Source organism: Chryseobacterium sp. FR054 (assembly GCF_056844565.1).
Map to the genome: position 1 here is coordinate 893,560 of NZ_JBXDSA010000001.1, position 18,742 is coordinate 912,301.

Sequence of the window (18,742 nt, forward strand, 5' to 3'; positions counted from 1 at the left end):
TGATCAGTTTTTATCTCTATATCCTTGCTAAACTATTTGCTATTCAAATTTAATCTAAAGTATAGTATGTTTTTGAGCAAATGAACAAGTGTGGTTTTATCCGGTGGAAGCGCGGCAACCGGGCCTATTTTCGTTTGAGATTATGATCTAAGTTTAATTACACCTTACGATCTGTTTTCTATATCTTGTATTGCTTTCCTGGCAACCGAATTTACATAATCATGATTGTATAATGCGTCTATTTCTTTCCAGATATCCAATAAATTTTTATCATTCATTGAAAATAAAGAGTCTGCTGCCGGGATAAATATATATGGATTTTCATCATTGAGAATTAAAAATATTAATGCTTCCTGAGCTTCTTTACAAGGATAATTCTTTAGTTGTTCAGCAACCCGCTGTTTAGGGGAAGCAGATACTTTGGGCCGTTTTACTTCCTCAAGCAGAACTTTTAATATTGCATCATTTCTATAATTATCTAAAGCCAATATAGCAAACATTCTTACGGATTCTTCCTCATTTTTTGTTTTGTCTATGATATAAGGTATTGCTTTCTCATTCTTTATTTCTCCAAGATTAAATACAGCGGTTTCTCTTACTTCTTTTGAATGATGCGTTAAAAAAGGGAGAATACATTCCAAAGAACGTTCATATCCTGATCGGGCTAAATCATCCAGGGCTTTTTCTATAACTTCAGAATCATTGCTTTTTAAATTCAACAGGATTTCGTTTAAATATTGCATAGTTTTATTCTGTTTTTGCTGAAGTTAATATTGTTGAATTAAAAATTAAGAACCGAAATCCTTACAGAGGATACAATTTTTTTCCTGATTCATTTTTTATTTTCAAGGTTGATTTACTTTATAACTAAATTTAATCTACTCTCTGGGCGTTACCTTTAATTATAATTTTATCTTCATTTTTATTAAAATAGAACACCTCTCTTATCACCCAGGACCAATTATCTCTATTGTTTCCCCAAAAGTATTCATTAAAAATCTGTGATATAAAAAAAGGATCCAGAAAGTTCATTTTTTCTTTCATATCCAGGGTATCACCCAGAATGTCTTCATAGGAAGGGTACTCCGTAAGGTTTTCAAATAATTCCAGGGCATAGTTTTCATTCACCAGCAGATCATCTGCCATTAGTTCATTCAGCAGTTCTGCATATTTAGGCTGTAATCTTTCATTAAAATCATTCAGTTCAATATGGAGTTCAAACGGACGTATTTCTTTACTCTCAGAATATTTTCTGTAATAAAACTCATCGTATAAGATCGTACAGGGATCCGTTTCCTGATCGTTGATAAACAGCTGCAGAGGATTTAATGTTTTATCCGGCATAGGATATTTTTGAGGAGGTACGGGTTCTTCAATATAATAAAGCGGGCTGAAATACTCCTGAATAACCAGCTTTTTAGTCTTCAGAATATCCCTGATTTCTGCTTCCGGGAGATCTGTTATAATAGTAGGATCACCTTCCAGGGTAGGCAGAGCGGATTCTGACTGATATATTAAGATGCCTTTATAGGAGTAGTCGATCAAAATTCCTTTTTCTCCCGTCTCCGGATTTACACTGATTAAATGTTTGCCTTCCCAATACAGATATTCATTGTATTCGATGTCAAAAAGCAGCTCTACGGTATAAGAATAGACCTTCCTTTTATCATTAATATGAAAATGGGGAAAACAGTACTGCAACACATGAGACAATCCGGCCTGTTTTAATGATTCCTTAAATTTTTTTATATGCAGTTTCTCTGCATTAAGGATCCGTTGTTTAATTTCTTCAAAAGTCATGGTTGGCTTGTATTGTTATTCGTTTTTTAATAATTCTTAATTACAGTGTTCAACTGATCAATAGTCGTAATGTGTGCATTATCATTAATTTTCACAGGATAAGTAGTATTGAATTTTGCATTTTTGAAATTTACGGCTTTAAATTTACTGTCGATAAACATTAAGCCATCCAGTTCTGCTGATTCAAAAGCGGTATCTGACAGGCAACAATTTCCAAAATAGCTCCATCCCAGTTTTACTTTATTGAAAGTACAGGATTCTATGACCGCATCATAAAATTCAGCTTTCGTTATTTCATTTTCCAAAAAAACACAGTTGATAAACGTACATTCATGAAACTCACATTTCCTTAAAAAAGAATGTTCAAAATTGATGGAAGAAAAAGTACAGTTAAAGAAAGAACTGCCTCCCAGATTCAGATTGCTGAAAGTACCGGATATAAATTTTGTATTACTGAATACCGCCGTGTTCATATCTTCATCTTTCAGGCTGAGATCATTAAATTCTTCATGGGCTATATCCAGCTGCTTTCCGCCCGTACCGTGAAGCCATTGCTGATGCAGCTGTATTTTTGTTTTTATATTTTCCATCTTTATTGATTTACAGATCCGGACATTTCCCTGCTCTCCTTTATAATATTAATAAGATATTTTACGTTTTTTCATCCAGTACCCAGACAACATCTTTTTCAGTATTATCATTAATGACCGGGAAAGAATGAACGGTGACCTCAAACCGGCTATGGCTGATCATATTATCACAAAAAATAATATCTGTAAAATCACATCCGGTGAAACGGCATCCTGTAATTTCGGCTTCCATTATTTCGGCACCGAAAAAAGAACAGGAAATAAAAGTACATGATGTAAATGTGGTATTATTGAAGTTGGATTTCGTAAAATCAACATTCTGAAAGATGCATTCCTGAAATGACGTCTGAACAAAATACGCCGAATAAAGTGATGTATCATTAAATTCGACATGGCTGTACCGGGATTTTACAGAAATCAGATCATCCAGGTTAAGACTACTGATAACCAGATCTTTGAATTCTGTTTCGCTAAAACCGGGTAAATCATCAGCCGTATAATCACTTTTTTCCCGTATTGCACTGTACCAATTAAATATGTTCTCCATTGTATCTGAAATTCCTGTGTCCCTGATATTGCTTTTACCATCCGCGGCCTATTCCGTTTCAGGAGGAAAAGGATAATCTGCCAGCGGTAATAATTGCAGCCTTTCTGCGGCTAAATAATTCTGAATGCAGCCTAATCCGTAAGAGTATTCAAACACCAATTCCCGGCTGGTTTCTTTAAAATCAACCGTTACAAAAGGAGAACCTTCTATAACCTCATCTGTATGTTCGATATGGGTATTATTTTCTTTATTGAACCTGTAAGTGAACTGCGTAACTGCCGACGGAGCATACATTATTTTTTTTACCTTCATCATATAAATATTTCACCTTTTTTTATCCGGATATTTTCTATTTTTTCAAAATTCTTTTTCAATCGGGGATATTCCCAGATGAGTTTCATAAAGATACATTTCAATTTTTAATTATCCTGCTTTTCCGGTTTTGATGCTTCAGCATTATCAGGCATTCTTTCAGATCAAGTCAGGCAGTCTGTTGCAGGGTCCGCATCAGTTTTTTAAATAAATCATTTGATATGAGTTTCATTTTTTCAGAACAGCTGTATTTTTTCTTATGAACTACTTCTTTTTTCTTTGAAATTTCATTTTCTGCTGCTTCCCTTTGGGATAATATATAAAGAAACATAATCCAGACTGCATTGGCCAGGCCAGAAAGCAGCAGGATTATGTCTGTTGTTGATAAAGCACTCATTTCCATTCCTTTAGTTTCATCTCAAAAATCTAAAATTCAACATGATACAGATTGATCTATTTGAGATAAAAGACCTGAAACCGGAAGGAAGAGGCTGCAAGGTAATTTCAGTTATATAGCTCCTGAGCATCATCATATGATAACGGAAACAGAGGCAGCATTGGTTTTCATGGTTTTTTTTATAGCTTTTACCCCCTCAGGTTTCGTATGGTATTCCGGACACTGCCAACATACAGGTCCTCAGTTTAAAAATGACCTGTTGCAATATAAAACATAAGCCAGCCCAGGCAGCCTATTGCCAGCCTCCAGATCAGTTTTTTTAACAGATTATTCGACATTGCTTTTCCTGTTTCAAGATATTCGTCTGTCTTATCATTGGCTGTTCCCACCTTCTTTGAAAGCCTGGTTCCCGCCACTGCGCTCAGGGACAGTACATAAAGTACTGCTGCCCAGGCTGCGCCCGCAAATCCAAGAAACATTAATATCATGCCTATTATTGATAAAGTATCCATAGTTTTTTTAGTTTTAGTTATTTTTTTAGTTTTTCTGACCGTCTTAAATTCATTGAATTTCGGATTCTAAAATCACCGGTTAATCCGGGAAAAGTTATGTTCTTATCAAAAGGCTGAAACAGTACAGGTATTACTCTTTGTTCTGTTACAGTTTTAAAACAGAGGTCAGAGTATTGCTGCTTAGGCAGTCACTTTCTTTTTTAAATATAACTTATAGCTCATAAAAGCACACGCAGATGAAACCGCTAAGGCTACCAGTGCAATTAAAGCAAGTGTTTTAGGATTCATTCCGGAGTACTTACCTGCTGCGATATCCGGTGCACTGAACCATACCACAAGGGCAAGAATTACGACCGCTATACTCAGTTTTGTTACCACCTCTTTTTTCATAAAGGCTACAATTACCATTGCAAAAGCCAGAACAGCCAGCAGGATCCCTAATTTCCCTGCGTATTCCACTTTCCATCTCGGAGGTGTTTTGGCAATGATATCCAGGCTTTCCTGAATCTGCGGATCATCTATCTTGGTAACATCTACTCCCTGTTTCTTTAATTCATCAATTTCTTTTTGCGCATTATCGACAAGGGTGTAAACCTGATCTAATTTCTCAGAATCACCATCGGTTCCCATTCTGCTTTCTATACACTTAAACTGAAATACAGATAAAGCGCCTCCTATTATAAAGGCAAGAATCATAAAGATTAAAGTTAATACTCTCATAAAATTGTTGTTTAATTTAAATAATGGTTAATAATATTCCTATATGCTTTGCTAAAGCACTTTTCAAAAATAAAACAAAAGTTTTTTCAGATTTTACCGGATGAACATTCGTAGAGAATCCGGGGAAATTCGTTGAAACTCCGGGCCGGTTTTATAAAACAGCTCCCGGATTAAGAAAACAGAGGCCAGACAACGGGATAAATAACTCCTTTCCGATCTTCCGGATAAGGTCAAAAGATCAGCTTGCTTATTGTTAATTTCAGAGAGTTTTTTTAAAGTTCGAAGCTTTGACAGAGATTATCCAGAAGCATTAAAAATTCTTCTTTTTTCCGTACCGAAAGCGGTATGGCTGTTTTGTTTTTCATAATAATGGTATTGCCGCCATCGGTTTTGATAAAATGATCAAAATAAGCCATATTGATTAAATGCGACTGGTGCGTTCTGAAAAAATTAAACGGAGACAGCATATTTTCGTATTCCTTCAGATTGGTAGAAACCACCAGTTTGGGAGCGTTGATGAAATAAAACGTGGTATAGTTTTTATCCGACTCGCAGTTGACAATATCCTGAACATTCACAGAATAGATCTTATCTGCGGTTTTAAGGATCAGGTTCTGGAGGTTCTTCGGGCGTTCCAGATTGGCAAACAGATTACTGAGCTTCATATCAAAAATACCCTTGTTCAATGATTCTTCAGCTTTTTTTACGGCTTCAACCAATTCTCCGGCGTTAAGTGGCTTCAGTAAATAGTCGATCGCAGAAAAACGGAAGGCTTTTATGGCAAAATCTTCGTATCCTGTAATGAATATTACCTTAAATGTAATGGGACTTAGCTTCTGAAGCAGATCAAAGCCGGTACCGTCAGGCATTTCTATATCCAGAAAAACAATATCGGGAGACAGTTCTCTGATTATTTTCATTCCGGATTCAACAGAATCCGCCTGTCCGACAACACTGATATTCGGGCAGTTATCCTTAATCAAAGTACTGTTCTTCTGTCTGATCTCTTCATTATCATCAATAACGATGGCTCTTAGCATGGCTGAATTAGTTTTCACAAATATAAGGTATTTCAAACATAACCTTTGCACCTTTCAGATTTCCTTCCGCATCTACCCTGTTTTCTGATATAATATCAAAATTTTTGTTCCGGGTATAATTCAGCAGCCTTTCCCTGGTAATTTTCATCGCCATCGATTTATGTCCGGACTGCTTTTTTTCGCCATTAAAGCCTGAACCATTATCGGTGATTTCAAAAAATAATTTTTCCTGGCTGAACGAAAAAACCATTTCAATCATGCCTTTTTCCGTTTTATTTTTAATCCCGTGTTTAATAGAATTTTCTATAAACGGCTGTACCAGCATCGGGGGCATAAAAAGAGATTCCGGATCGGATATTTTTTCAACCTCGATACTGAAATCGAACCTGTTATTATAAAGAAGCTGCTGTATGGATAAATAATTTTCAATCATATCCACTTCTTCTTTCAGCGAAATATAATTCTCATTGGAGTTTTCAAGAATCTGCCTTGTCAGTTTGGAAAAGCTGTCCAGATAGGATACCGCAACGGTTTCTTTCTTATTGATAATAAGACTCTGAATATTGTCTATTGAATTGAAAATAAAATGAGGGTTCATCTGAGAAAGCAAAAGCTTCTGCTTTATCCTGTCTTTTTCAAGAACCGCAATTTTCTGCTTCTGCCGGTTGTTCCTGTAATAAAGAAAGCCTCCAACCAATACCAGCAGCAAGGTTCCCGACAGTGCTATCAGCCAGTTGTTCTGGGCAGCTTCCTTCTTTTCAGCTTCCAGTTTTAAATTTAATTCTTTTTTCTCATAGCTGTATTTAAGCTGCTGCTGGGCCAGTGCATTTTTAGAAGCTTCGGTTTTGCTGGAATCGTTCAGTTTTGCCTGAAATTCATAGATTTCCAGTGCTTTTTTGAAGTTATTGTTCTGTTTGAGAACTTTCAGCAGCAAACCTGCGGCAATTTCCTGAAGCTGTAAATTTTTGACTTTCTTACTCATGAGAAAACCTTCTGATAAAAGGGATTCTGATCTGATAAAATCTTTCTGCCGGTAATACAGATCTCCCAGATTGATGTAGGCATTGGCTTTTGACAATTCATCATCATTATTTTCCAGGGCCTGTTTCAGGTAGGTTTCCGCTTCCGGGTATTTGCCCTGCTCCATTTTCACCTGTGCAATTTTACTCAGGCATATGCTGGTATAAGGGCCGTTGTCCACTTTCTTAAAATAAACAAGCGCTTTATTAAAATAGCTGAGTGCCTCTTCATATCGTTTTGAAGACAGATAAAATGTACCGCAGTTCAGCTGTGCTTCACTCAGACGGTATTCATCATCTCCGGCCGGTTTTTTCCTGGAATTAATATAGTCAATGGTTTTTTTTGAATACGCAATAGCCTTGTCGTACATTTTCTGATCTCCGTACAGGGTTGCCAGTGTATTGTTTACGTAGGAAATGCCTTCCTCATTCTCTTCAGGATCTTTCTCAAAGTATTTTAACGCGGTGAACAGACACTGTATGGCTTTTTCCTTATCATTAATCTGGGAATAGAAAATTCCTTTGCTCACCAACACATAATTCATTTCGTAGTATGCCCCCACGGATTTAAAGAGTGCCATGCTTTTATCCAGATAGGACACCGTTTTCACCAGATCCCTTTTCACGGTATACTGCCCTCCTAAATTGGAATAATAGGCAGCCAGGTATTTGGTATATTTTACGTGCAGCTCCTGCGGGTTGGCATTTTTTAAGTTCTTTAAAGCCAGTTTTCCCATGATCTCATTCAGTTCCTGTGCCCTTTTATCATTGGCAGGTATCTGATCCATGACAGTGCCTATGCCCGTCAGCTTGGCGGTATCGTGTATTCTGGAGTTCTGCAGTATTCTTTTCAGAGAGTCAATGGCCCTGTCCTGAGCAAAGGAACCTGAAGCTATAAAAAACAGGAATACAGCTGTGGTTATCAGTTTAGTTTTGTACATAAAGAAAGTGGAAGAATATATTTAAGTCCCAAAAATAAGTATTTTAGACACTTTTACCTAGTCATATTTCTTTTTCCCTGTCTTTATTTCAATTTTTCTCATGTTTTTAAATCAATATATCAATTCCAGGTGTACAGCAGGCCGGATTTCGGAATCCGAAGCGGGAATACCTTCACTGTTTTTATTCTTAAATAAATCTGAAGCTTTTTTATGGTTCCAAATACTTCCCTGGTAAAGCCACAGGATTTAACCGTCAATTTTTTTTAATTTTAAACATTTTCCAGTTCAGCATAATGAAGAAAGTAAAGTTTTACAAAATCAGCTACTCTGTTGATCCCGCAATCACGGGCCGTCTGCCTGAATATTCAAACAGCCAGATCAATGGTTTTATTGATCCTGAAAACAACAGCAGCGAAAGAACAGATCAGTACCAGTATAAAGGGCTGACGTATATCCCGGAAGGAACAGATCTGCATAAGTTTAAAGCAGACGGTAATGCTAAAATTACAGACTTCATGAGCAGTTTATTTTTTGCATCGCAGGGATTTTTCGTAAGTAATGCATTCCACGAAATACTGACCTCTTTTATCACAAGTAATGTTAAAGTTTATGAAACAACCGTTTCTGTTCATGAAAAGCCGTTAAATTATTACTTTTTAGACTTTACAAGGACATCTGATATTGTGGACTTTACCCAATCCATATTCATTGCTGATCATTCTGCACCTTCTATGAGAACCGGAGGAGAAAAGGTAACAGTTTTATCATTTGAGGATTACAAAGAAAAAGGAAGACTTTTAAGAAAAGAAAAAGGTTTTGCTTTTGAGTTAATTCCTGTAAAGTTAGCATTGAATTACTCTTCCGATATGCTTCAGTTTCCTTTTTCGGGATTAAAATACGTTTCTGAAAGACTCAGGCTCCAAATAGAGGAAAAGCAGCTCACAGGAATCGTTTTTGAAGAATCGGATATAGATTTTTACCTGGACCGGTAAAGATTTTAAAATCTCCATTATCTAATGAATCTGCCTTTGCTTGTATTCGGGTAAAAAGAAATAACTTTATTCAAAGAAAAGCAGAGGTACACGACATGATCTGTCAGGTTAATGACTTATCAACCGTATTATAATAGGGTAATCTTACCTTAAAGGAATCAGACTTCATCGCTACCCTTTATCTCCCCTGTTTCTTTATCGAGGTTTTTAATGAAATATGAAGGGGGCATATCTGTTTCTTTTTTGAAAATGGAAGTAAAAACCTCTCTTGAAGCAAAGCCTGACATCTCGGCCAATACGGCTATTTTATATTTCCTGATTTTAGGATTGTCGTACAATTCCTGCATGATGTAATCAATTCGCAATGCATTAATATAGTTATTGAAGTTCTTTTTCTTGTGTGTATTAATGATTTGCGAAAGATATTTGGTATTGGTGTTCAGATCGGTAGCTAAAGAAGCTACGCTGATATTGGAATTGAGAAAGTTTTTGGATTCTTCGAATTTTTTCAGCTTTTTTAACAATACCTCTGTTGTTTCATCCGTCATTGCAGTTTCTGTACTTTCATCATTCATGATTCTTGATGAGGCTGTTGCTTTTTGTTTTTTCAGTTTTTCAATGAGCAGCAGTGCTTTTGACTGTTTCTGCCGGTAGAGGTACCCATAAACAAGACTCATAACACCCAAACCTACCACTGATGCCCATATTACCCACATCAAATCTGTATTGTACTTTTCTTTGGTCTTTCCGGATAGATTCTGAAACGCCTGGTTGGTTTTTTGTTCATTGAGAATCAGCAGACTGTCGTTAAACCTGGTAAAAAGTTCTGAATAATACTTTGATGAATCTATTTTTCCAAGATTCAAATAGGACTGATAAAGTATTTCATAAGCCGTTGTTTGCAGTGCCAAGTTTGTATCGGGATTTTGGGACAGCAGGCTGCGTTTTGCAAATACAACAGCTTTTTCCGGCTTTCCGGCTGACAGATAAAGCTGTCCTAAATCTGCCAGGATCTCCTTTCTTTCATAGGCCGAGAAATCAATGCCGTCGTAATTTTCATAAGCTTTCAGATAGAAATATTCAGCAGAATCTATTTGATTTCTCATATCATACATATACCCTAAACCACGAAAATTCTGGGCATCCAAATGTCTTTTTCTGAGGAGTTCCTCTTTATTGGCAGGCTTAATTTTGTCTGATTCTTTTATGCTCCTTATCATGAACTCTGTCGCTTTTTGAAGATCCGGGCCTAAAGCGTTTTCATAATTCGAAGAAATATTTCCATATATCTGAGATTTTGTTAAGCTTCTTTCGTTTAAGTTTTCAATTTTCTCACTAAGTGTCAGAGCCTGCAGATACAGCTGCTGGGCATATTCATAAAACCCGAGCATTTTATACTGAATGGCTCTGTAATGGTACATATCGGCTAATGCTTTATAATTGTTGGTTTTTGCTGCAATACTCTCTCCGATCTCAGTTTCTTTTATAGCCGATCTGTAATCTAATTTTGAGACTTCATAGAGGTCAATTATCTTATAGATGCATTGTAAAGCTCCTTTATCATAATCCAGCTTTATGCTTTCTTCTTTTAGTTTTTTTAAACCGGTAAGTGCTTTATCGGAATTTTCAGTATTGATGGCTGCCATTGCGGTCTCAATTTTTTTTTGCAAAGCAAGCTGCTCCGGCTTAGTCTGCGAACAGGTAACATAAAAAACGTAAAAAAGAAAAAACAAAGACAGTCCGAATTTCATAACATCTGGGAATTGATTATGTTAAAGTAAAAACAATAAAAAAAAACACACAAAAAATCGTGTAATAATTTCTGAAATTGTATTTATTTAAAGATACAAAATACTAAAAATCAAACAAATAACCTCAACCGATTATTACATAATATAAAATACTATTCGCGAAAAATACCGTGTTCTATTACATGGTTTTCTTGTTTTTCATATTCAAATGGATGTTACTTTGTCTCAAAATATAAAAAATGAAAAAGAATATTATTTCAATGTATGCTTTGCTAAGTTTAAGTTTCGCATATTCTCAGGTGGGAATCAATACTTCTACTCCCCAGACCACCCTGGATGTAAATGCCAAAAGAGACATTTCAGGAACGATTGTGGATCACAACCAGCTGGTGGGCTTCCAGGCTCCGCGTATGACCCGTCTGGAACTGGCCAACACTACTGCCACCTATGGTGAGGGACAAAAAGGAGCGCTGATATTCATTACAGATATTTCCGGAGGAACAGCTGCGGGACAACGAATCAACATTACAACGGCCAATAATTATTATTATTTCGATGGTAGTGTATGGCAGAAAATTACGGACATCAACCTCTACAAAGATGATGGCACACTACTTTCCGACCGAACCGTAGCCCAGGCAGAAAAAACACTGGCTTTTACCAGTACGGCAACCACCGGAACCAGTCACTTTACGGTAGACGGAACCACATTGAATGTAGATGCTGTCAACAACAGGATTGGGATTAATAATGCCATACCTGCCGCCAAATTAGATATTACAGGTGATTCCGGCACTGCTCCCATCCGTGCAAGGAATATGGAGTCTTCCGAATCCACTGTCTTAGCTGCAAAAAGAGAGCTATCTCCTGTGATGATAGATAAAAGCGGTGTAATGGTAAGACAATTTACCGGGGTAGATAACAGTGGCAGCTATTATTTTGACGGCGGCTATCTGCTGGCGGTAAACGGAGCCCCGGTAGATGTTGTAACAGGTATCGCATTTGGTACTATTGTAAAATTCGATTTTCTGACCAATTTTTCCTTTGGGAACAGTAATTCGGCCGTGATCTATGCTGAGGTTACTTTTTCCGAGCGAAGAGGATTTAAGGTAAACCCCAACTGGACGCATTCAGGAAATACTCCTGTTGCCAATAGTATTACGATGACGGGAGAAGGAACTAACAGCCTTGTTTTCGGAGATTCATTCGGTACGATGACGATTACTTACAGTGCAGGTAAGATAACCGCACAAAAGACCGGTCCTTCAGCTGCCGTAAATACCAATCTGCAAATCCTTGCAGGGTACAAATTCAGAGGAAACTAAAACTACTTTCAACTTCATTTAAATGAATCAACGGAATTGATTCTATCCTTTGCTCTCTCAAAATGAGCAGTTGCAAAAATGAAAAATTTAAACAAGTTTAATATCATAAGCATTGTTCATTTTTTATTTTCATCTTACTATTCTTCAATAAAAAGTCCGGGGCTTGCAGGGCTGTTAAATTCTTCAAACCAAATACCTGTAATTCCGGCTTCTTCCATTGCGGTTTTGAGCCTTTCGGAAACCAAAACTCCAATACCGAAAGGCTCCCGGAACAGATCCGGTGCTTTTTTCAGCACCAGCTTTTTCCTGAAGTTAAACATAGGCAGCTGTTCTACATGGTCTACTGTAATGAGCTTTTCTTCCTTTATATCCCAGAATACCGACTGTGCAAAATCAATATTGTCTTTCCGGTCTATTAAATGGAGAAAATTAAATGGAAACTGTTCCGTTTTTTTGGTCTTATAGCTGGGATCAGGCACAGTTAACAGGCAGTCATAAAAACGGAAATGTAGAATCTCGTATTTTTTCACAAGGTTTTTGAAGGTATCACTCACATAAATCCCAATACTTGAATGCAGCATGTCCGCACTCAGAACATCGGTTTGTTTGGCAATGCGTTTTAGGGTAAATGTATCCAGATCAGGTATTTCATCCGGAAATTCACGATTATTGAGGATTTCAAAATTGTTCTTTACTTTGTAATATCCTCTGGACGCTTCCAGTTGTGGCCAGCTGCCTACTTTTTCGCTTTCGGTAGAACTGTGGAGCACATAATAGACTAATTTTTTAAGTAATTTTTCCATAGTATTATTTTAACCTGCTTGATAATCAGCTAAACCACTGCCTGAAATCAGGAGCGCTGTATTATTTTTCTGAAAGTTACAGATACCCGTCGTTTCCGGGGAATTATGGTGCCTTCCCATTTATCATTTTTTACAGCTTTTATACCATGCTTCCAGCTGTATCTTGCCTCCCCGCTTAATAACAGAATACTCCGGGGCTGTAAAAGTATTTCCTGTCTTTCCCCGTTTTTTGAAAACTGCATGACACAGGAAGATAACAGGCTTACGGAAACAATAATATCTTCAAAACAGGGAACACAGTCGATGTGACCGGATATGCCCTGCCCCGGCTCATATTCATTGATAATAACCTGATCAAAGGAGTTTTCAGGATTAAGGTCCGTCTGAATCTTTCTTTCCAGTAAAAAAAGCCAATGGGGTAATTCGCCTGTTTTTAAATCCTGATTGATATTTTTTTTCTTATAATCATACAGGTATCCATAATGCTGAACTCTGCGCTTCAGATGGTTATCCCATACGGCATGATCTATTTCCGACAGGATTAATTCCTCTTCTTCAATACTTAAAAAATCCTCCTTATAAACAAGACCGTTTATACTATTGCGCTTCATTTTCAAGGGTTAAAATATATTTTAAAAATTCAATAAAATCTTTATAAACAGGCTGATATCCGGACTCTAATTCACTGGAAAACCATATTGAATTTTCATTCTCCTGTACAGCGTGGTAGCCATAAAAAATAACCTCATCATTATTGTCATATCTCAGATCTGCCAATACATATACATCGGCATCATTAAGTAGCGGGGGGGTAAGAAGGCTCGGATTCAGCCAGTCGTCGAAACTAAAAATGCTTATATCAAAGCCGTCACCATAAATATTACACCCTCCATACTGGCTTAAAAAATAAAAATAGGCATCATCTTTTATGAACGCCGTGTCCTTCATTATACCTTTCGCTTCTTCTTCCCAAAGGTGTTCTTTTTTTTCATCATTGCCGGTTTCAAGCCTGTATTTTGCGGCTATATCCCGCATAAGGCCGTCTACTTCAGGTATCCTGCTTATCATAGCATTTTTTTTATTTTTTACCAGCTTTTTCCGGCTGCGGATTCTGCAGACTTAGAATCTGCTCTACGTTTTCAAGGGTTAAAACGAATGGGTTCAACCTTCTCTCTGGGGTGCTTATAAATTAATTATTTATTTTGACTGCATCAGCTTTTTTCGGCTGTAATACAGCTTTGCACATCTTTTGGAAAAATCAAAATATACTTTATCGCTAAAACCGGTTAAGTAAATTTTATCAAACTTCATTTTGGTTTTGATAGTCGGAATTTTCACCAGTTCCCCATTTCCGTCATTGGCCAGGTCGTCATAAAAATTCCAGTCGCCGATATAATCTCCGGTAAGTAAGTTAACGCTGGATTCGCCGCTGCCGTTGTTGTTGGCCGGGCCAAACTCATAGCGGCTCATACCGATCAGGCGGACCTGTTTTGCTTTTTTATCGTAACGAAACCGGTTGCTGTACCCGGCACGCATCCAGTGATTCTGAAATTCAAAACCGTTTTCTGTGGCACTTATCCCGCTCTGCTGGTTCAGGATTTCTAAGAGCTGGCTTTTTACAGGTATGTAGTGTTGGGAAGAAAGCCGGCACACAATAACCGATTTTCCCGTATCAACATAAACAGTATCGTTCTTTCCGTCAAAGTCAATATCTTTAACTAGTTTATTCTGTGCCCGGGTCTGCGCGAAAAGCAGCAGAAAAAGCAGCAGGGTATGATAGATTTTCATAGGTGTAACGTTTACTTCAGTTTAAATTTACAAATACTTTTCGTCCTGCGCTCCGGAGTTTCCATACTTCAGATCATTAATTTCAGGCAATCTCTATCATAAAACTGCCTTCACCTCGTCAGATACCGGGAATCCATTAAAGAAAATCTTCATAGTCCATTTGAAAAGGAATGCCCTCATAGCTTTCATCCTGCCAGCTTTCTCCCGGAAAGAAAATGTTCCACATCATCAAAAATATTTCCTGAAGACCTTCGTTCTTATCACTCGGGGCCAAATCTTCTATAAAAAAGAACTGAAATAAACTGACTTTTTCAAGATTGTTCAATGTAATTTTCATACTTTCTCTGAACCTCTGAAAAAAAAGATCAGCATCTTTTATTCCTATCAATTCTTTTACTTCATTAAACCGGATGTTATAGGCACGATAGAAATCTCTTTCAAGAGAAGCATCTGATGCCTGGCTGATTACAAATTGTATGTCTTTAAAATAAATGGTTTTCATTATGCCGGAAGTGCAGAAATAACTCAGATATCATCATTATTCCTGATTAAATAATTTGACCTTACTGGTTTTAATGTATTCTAATCCTGTAATTTTTTCATCCATAAGTGTTTTTGCAAGCTTAACAGACATCAGCATATCAGTATTAAAACAAAAGCTTTTAAACTTAAAAATATCCTGATCGTTATGATTCAACACTATTTCTTTAGCTTTTATATGCGTTTTATTGGTAAAATCAAGCCAGTCAATACCCTTGTTCAGTTCTTCTGATGCTTTTTTAACCTCTTCAAATGAATTGAATTTTGCCGCCATTACTTTTCTGGAATCAAAATTGAGCAGGCCTTTTTCTGTGTAAAAAGTTGTATGCGGATAATTTACAAATTCATCGGCATAATTGTAAAAAAAGAGGTAAACATAATCATTAGAAACGGTTTTCTTACTTTGTACGGTAATTTTATATTCCTGATAATGACCAATATTAAAGTCCTTAAGAATTTCAAATAATTTTTTACTGATCACCCACCCGTTTGCTACTCCGCTGATTACATCGGTAAGTCCGGCTTCGGGATAAAGGTTTGCTATTCCCAAATCCAGTTCGGGAGGTGCAACCCTTTCCTCGGTCATCATTTCGTGGAACATATTCATCCAGGGGACAAATTCATCATGATCCACGGTTCGGTAGCGGGTATCAAATAATGATTTCAAATTAACACTTTTAAGAATATCATGTTTTTTAACCTGACTGATATGTTTTTTTCCAATAGGTGTTTCAATTTTCACATAATGCCTGGAATAGTCTGAATCCAGAAAAAAACGCTCTTCATCTTCTTTCCACCGGATCGCTATTTCGTCAAGAATATGGATAGGTTCTGCCATATTTTTCTATCTTTTAAAGTTAAAAATCATTTGAGGTAACAAAGTAAGCCTCAATTTTTATGGGTTTTCCTATGGGATTCAGGGCCTGCAGTTCGTCATCATTGGCCAGCTCTGTTAAAAATTCTTCTTCCGAGTCCGCTGTTCCGAAAATAATCCACGGGTTCCCGAAATCGGTCTGCATATAGTACACAGGAACCTGCAACTGACCGGAATCCGAGTAAAAAACATCACCAACCGGAAAACCATGCAACTCTCCGATGCGCTCGAAATCTGTGCAACTCTCACGGTTTCCGAGTGATTCCAGCAGCCGGGAGCGCTGTGCCGATTCTATTTCCCAGCTTTCATCTTCTTCATTCTGGGATGCATTGTTGAAAGCCGGACGTTCTGTACGCAATACAAAATACCGCGTATTGCTGCCCGACGCTTTATATATACTGAAAATATAATATCCTCCTGCCATTGCAATGATTTTTCAGATTATGTACATTGGAAAAACTGCCGTACCAAGCGTGTCTTCGGTGAAAAATACAGATAGTAGCTCCCAAATACTCCACCATAATATAATTCTGCTATGAATTCCATAGTGTCACCATTTTCATCTTTCAATTCCGGTGCATCATAATCGGTTACGTAATCTCTGCTATCAAACGGGTCCCTCATATCCATATTAAAAGCATCAAAATCAGCCTGAACTTCTTCAAGGGTCTTCTCACGCATGAAGTCTGACTGATCCCAGAAAGGTTCTGTACCAATGGACAGACATAAGCTGTTGTATTCATCTGATTTTGGATCAACAGTCAAAAAGCGGGGTTTTTCTTCAACTTCGTCAAAATAGGTATCCATTTCGCTTTCACAATGGGTGGCAAAATCGTCTGTAAAATCTTTCGGTTCCACCTCATCGAAACGCAGCACTTCATACCGGTTATCTGCTGTGAGCCTGAAATCTATCAGGGTGTTGAAAACAGGCATCAATACAAAATGAAAAGTCAGCCCCTCATATTTTCTGTCAACAGTAAGACCCGGAAAACTGTATTTCGGCAGGAGGATTTTCCGGTCGAAATGAGAAGGATCCGTAAGAACACTTCCCGGATCGGAAAGTACTTTTACAAAGACATCTTGCACGTTCGGCTCATCCGTTTCGGTAAAACATATTTTATGCAGTTTTCTTCTCGGAAACTGTGAAAACTGGCGTACAAGTTTCGTTTCAGGGGAATAAAAAAGATAATGGGTACCCGGGAAATGGGCAATATGCAGACGGCAGACAAATTCTAAAGTATTTCCGTTCTCATCTTTAAAAACAGGCAGGTCGTAATTGGTTGTGTAGTTAAAGCCTTCATAAAAATCTTCATATTCAAGTTTACCCTCATCTTCCAGATCATAGAGTATTTCGTTTTCCTCTTCGGTAGTCTGGCGTAAATAATTGCTGAAGTGCCATTTTACTTTGCCTGTCAGCAGCATGGCATCTTCTTTATGATAAAAGGGGTCGGTTCCGTCTTCTTCACTGTACACAGACGGCACGTCTGTCTGTTCAAAATGCGTTTGCATGGCTTCGAGACATTCTGCTGTAAATTCAGACGTGAATTCAGAAACAGGTTTGCCGTTAAAGCCTGACAGTTCGTATCGGTTTCCGTCTGTAAGACGGAAGTCTGCGTATTCAAAGATTGTGGGGAATGCCATGAAATGGAACGTTAAGCCTTCCCATTCAGGTTTTGTAAGAATTCCCGGAACGGAAAATTCCGGAATCAGGATTTTCTGTTCGGTGTATTTTTTATCTTTTTCCACCAAAGCATCTGCCGGATAGCTCGTCAGCATTCTGCCGGGTGAATCCGGTGAAGCACCGGGGGATCCTAATTTCTTGTATTTGGTAAATTGTCTTGATTTCATTTTATTTTTAGTCATTAGTTTTTCCTGATGTTATTCAGGAACATCGTTATTTAATGGATGTATCGTCTTTTATTAGTCTGGGTTTTATCGATTTCAACACTGTCTGAGGAAATAAACTCCACGCCAAAATCCAGTTCATCTATTGACAAATAAGCAGGTACGCTGCTGCCTGTTAATTTATGAGCTTCTTTCCAGCAGGATTCGAACCAATCGTCAAAGATCTCATATTTTTCCTGCTCATATTCCTCCTTCATTTCTTCCCATTCTTCTTCATCCTCAGCATCCTCTTCCAGTTCGCTCACGATGTCCAGCAAATCTTCTGATTCTGAAAAATAGCTGTTCAGTTCGTTCCTCAGTAAGTCTGTTTCTCCGGTAATGGTAAGCCCCTCTGCATTGGAGCCGAAAAACACCATAGAAAACCATTCGTGGCGGTATTCAAAATTATGGACTGCGATATCCTCTTTCTTAAAGGAAGGAAGCATTGAAATGGTATTTCCGTTGAGGATATGTACCAGTTCATCAATTATTTTTTCACGGATATCATTTAAAGCTGACTTTAAGATGGCGTTGGATTTTTTCAGTTCTTCTATCTGTTCCATTGGGTTATTGGTTATTTTTTTGAAATTATTACCTTTTATGTCCGGTCAATTTTCTTATTCCGTCCTCTGATCTCAGAAAATAATCCACTACCCTGTACTGGCTGATTACAGCTCGTGATTCTAAAGAGATTGGACGAATTGATACGGTTTCAGATTGCCGGAAGCAATGATCAGTACATGAATAGAACACAGTTTTTTCTCATTGTCAGCGGTTAATTGGTTTCAGGCTCCTTTATTAGTTTTTTTTAGAATACAACAGCATAATCGGTTATGATTCCATGTCGTCAGTCACAAAAATATATTTTTCCCGGGAATCCTCAAATAGCGGATAAAAAATAACTGTT

At 37.5% G+C, this 18,742-nt stretch carries 21 protein-coding genes; 2 read left to right on the plus strand and 19 right to left on the minus strand.

What is annotated here, in order from left to right:
* Window positions 1-164: 164 nt before the first annotated feature.
* The 9 genes from AC106S_RS04375 to AC106S_RS04415 form a co-directional block, all read right to left on the minus strand.
* On the minus strand, window positions 165-743 hold the full coding sequence (locus AC106S_RS04375; RefSeq protein ID WP_482437915.1) for a HEAT repeat domain-containing protein: 579 nt from the start codon (window positions 741-743) through the stop codon (window positions 165-167).
* Between the two features lie 130 nt (window positions 744-873).
* The gene (locus AC106S_RS04380; protein ID WP_482437916.1) at window positions 874-1,800 is read right to left on the minus strand and encodes a hypothetical protein; all 927 of its coding nucleotides are present in this window, start codon (window positions 1,798-1,800) and stop codon (window positions 874-876) included.
* A 26-nt stretch (window positions 1,801-1,826) separates the two neighbouring features.
* The gene (locus tag AC106S_RS04385) at window positions 1,827-2,390 is read right to left on the minus strand and encodes a pentapeptide repeat-containing protein (protein ID WP_482437917.1); all 564 of its coding nucleotides are present in this window, start codon (window positions 2,388-2,390) and stop codon (window positions 1,827-1,829) included.
* 61 nt (window positions 2,391-2,451) lie between these two features.
* Complete coding sequence (locus AC106S_RS04390; protein ID WP_482437918.1) at window positions 2,452-2,937, minus strand: pentapeptide repeat-containing protein; 486 nt, start codon at window positions 2,935-2,937, stop codon at window positions 2,452-2,454.
* A 48-nt stretch (window positions 2,938-2,985) separates the two neighbouring features.
* Entirely contained in the window at window positions 2,986-3,252 is a 267-nt protein-coding gene (locus AC106S_RS04395; RefSeq protein WP_482437919.1) for a hypothetical protein, read from the minus strand.
* 639 nt (window positions 3,253-3,891) lie between these two features.
* Window positions 3,892-4,158 (minus strand): hypothetical protein, encoded by a 267-nt coding sequence (locus tag AC106S_RS04400; RefSeq protein ID WP_482437920.1) that lies wholly within the window; start codon window positions 4,156-4,158, stop codon window positions 3,892-3,894.
* A gap of 180 nt (window positions 4,159-4,338) precedes the next feature.
* Window positions 4,339-4,878: a hypothetical protein gene (locus tag AC106S_RS04405; protein WP_482437921.1), complete on the minus strand. Its 540-nt coding sequence runs from the start codon at window positions 4,876-4,878 to the stop codon at window positions 4,339-4,341.
* 272 nt (window positions 4,879-5,150) lie between these two features.
* Window positions 5,151-5,936, minus strand: coding sequence for a LytR/AlgR family response regulator transcription factor (locus AC106S_RS04410; protein ID WP_482437922.1), 786 nt, complete (start codon window positions 5,934-5,936; stop codon window positions 5,151-5,153).
* Complete coding sequence (locus AC106S_RS04415; protein WP_482437923.1) at window positions 5,926-7,878, minus strand: tetratricopeptide repeat-containing sensor histidine kinase; 1,953 nt, start codon at window positions 7,876-7,878, stop codon at window positions 5,926-5,928. The genes AC106S_RS04410 and AC106S_RS04415 overlap by 11 nt, the downstream gene beginning before the upstream one ends.
* Before the next feature lie 293 nt (window positions 7,879-8,171).
* On the opposite strand from AC106S_RS04415, the gene AC106S_RS04420 reads away from it, so the two are divergent.
* Entirely contained in the window at window positions 8,172-8,870 is a 699-nt protein-coding gene (locus AC106S_RS04420) for a hypothetical protein (RefSeq protein WP_482437924.1), read from the plus strand.
* 158 nt (window positions 8,871-9,028) lie between these two features.
* On the opposite strand, the gene AC106S_RS04425 is transcribed toward AC106S_RS04420, so the two are convergent.
* Window positions 9,029-10,516, minus strand: coding sequence for a helix-turn-helix domain-containing protein (locus AC106S_RS04425; protein WP_482437925.1), 1,488 nt, complete (start codon window positions 10,514-10,516; stop codon window positions 9,029-9,031).
* Between the two features lie 344 nt (window positions 10,517-10,860).
* Here AC106S_RS04425 and AC106S_RS04430 point away from each other — a divergent pair, with 344 nt between their 5' ends.
* The gene (locus tag AC106S_RS04430) at window positions 10,861-11,946 is read left to right on the plus strand and encodes a hypothetical protein (RefSeq protein ID WP_482437926.1); all 1,086 of its coding nucleotides are present in this window, start codon (window positions 10,861-10,863) and stop codon (window positions 11,944-11,946) included.
* Between the two features lie 137 nt (window positions 11,947-12,083).
* On the opposite strand, the gene AC106S_RS04435 is transcribed toward AC106S_RS04430, so the two are convergent.
* From AC106S_RS04435 to AC106S_RS04475, 9 genes are all read right to left on the minus strand, one after another.
* Window positions 12,084-12,749 (minus strand): imm11 family protein, encoded by a 666-nt coding sequence (locus tag AC106S_RS04435; protein ID WP_482437927.1) that lies wholly within the window; start codon window positions 12,747-12,749, stop codon window positions 12,084-12,086.
* A gap of 47 nt (window positions 12,750-12,796) precedes the next feature.
* Entirely contained in the window at window positions 12,797-13,360 is a 564-nt protein-coding gene (locus AC106S_RS04440; RefSeq protein WP_482437928.1) for an alpha-ketoglutarate-dependent dioxygenase AlkB, read from the minus strand.
* Window positions 13,347-13,817 carry a hypothetical protein gene (locus tag AC106S_RS04445; RefSeq protein WP_482437929.1) on the minus strand — a complete coding sequence of 157 codons (471 nt, stop codon included), beginning with the start codon at window positions 13,815-13,817 and terminating at the stop codon, window positions 13,347-13,349. Before AC106S_RS04445 ends, AC106S_RS04440 begins: the two co-directional genes overlap by 14 nt.
* Before the next feature lie 129 nt (window positions 13,818-13,946).
* The gene (locus tag AC106S_RS04450) at window positions 13,947-14,537 is read right to left on the minus strand and encodes a hypothetical protein (RefSeq protein ID WP_482437930.1); all 591 of its coding nucleotides are present in this window, start codon (window positions 14,535-14,537) and stop codon (window positions 13,947-13,949) included.
* 136 nt (window positions 14,538-14,673) lie between these two features.
* Complete coding sequence (locus tag AC106S_RS04455; protein ID WP_482437931.1) at window positions 14,674-15,039, minus strand: hypothetical protein; 366 nt, start codon at window positions 15,037-15,039, stop codon at window positions 14,674-14,676.
* Between the two features lie 36 nt (window positions 15,040-15,075).
* A complete protein-coding gene (locus AC106S_RS04460; protein WP_482437932.1) occupies window positions 15,076-15,915 on the minus strand; it encodes an Imm43 family immunity protein in 840 nt (279 codons plus the stop codon).
* Window positions 15,916-15,934: 19 nt separating this feature from the next.
* Window positions 15,935-16,375, minus strand: a complete 441-nt coding sequence (locus AC106S_RS04465) for a hypothetical protein (RefSeq protein ID WP_482437933.1) — start codon at window positions 16,373-16,375, stop codon at window positions 15,935-15,937.
* Between the two features lie 17 nt (window positions 16,376-16,392).
* Window positions 16,393-17,799, minus strand: coding sequence for a hypothetical protein (locus AC106S_RS04470; protein WP_482437934.1), 1,407 nt, complete (start codon window positions 17,797-17,799; stop codon window positions 16,393-16,395).
* A gap of 50 nt (window positions 17,800-17,849) precedes the next feature.
* Window positions 17,850-18,398, minus strand: a complete 549-nt coding sequence (locus AC106S_RS04475; RefSeq protein ID WP_482437935.1) for a hypothetical protein — start codon at window positions 18,396-18,398, stop codon at window positions 17,850-17,852.
* Between the last annotated feature and the right edge of the window lie 344 nt (window positions 18,399-18,742).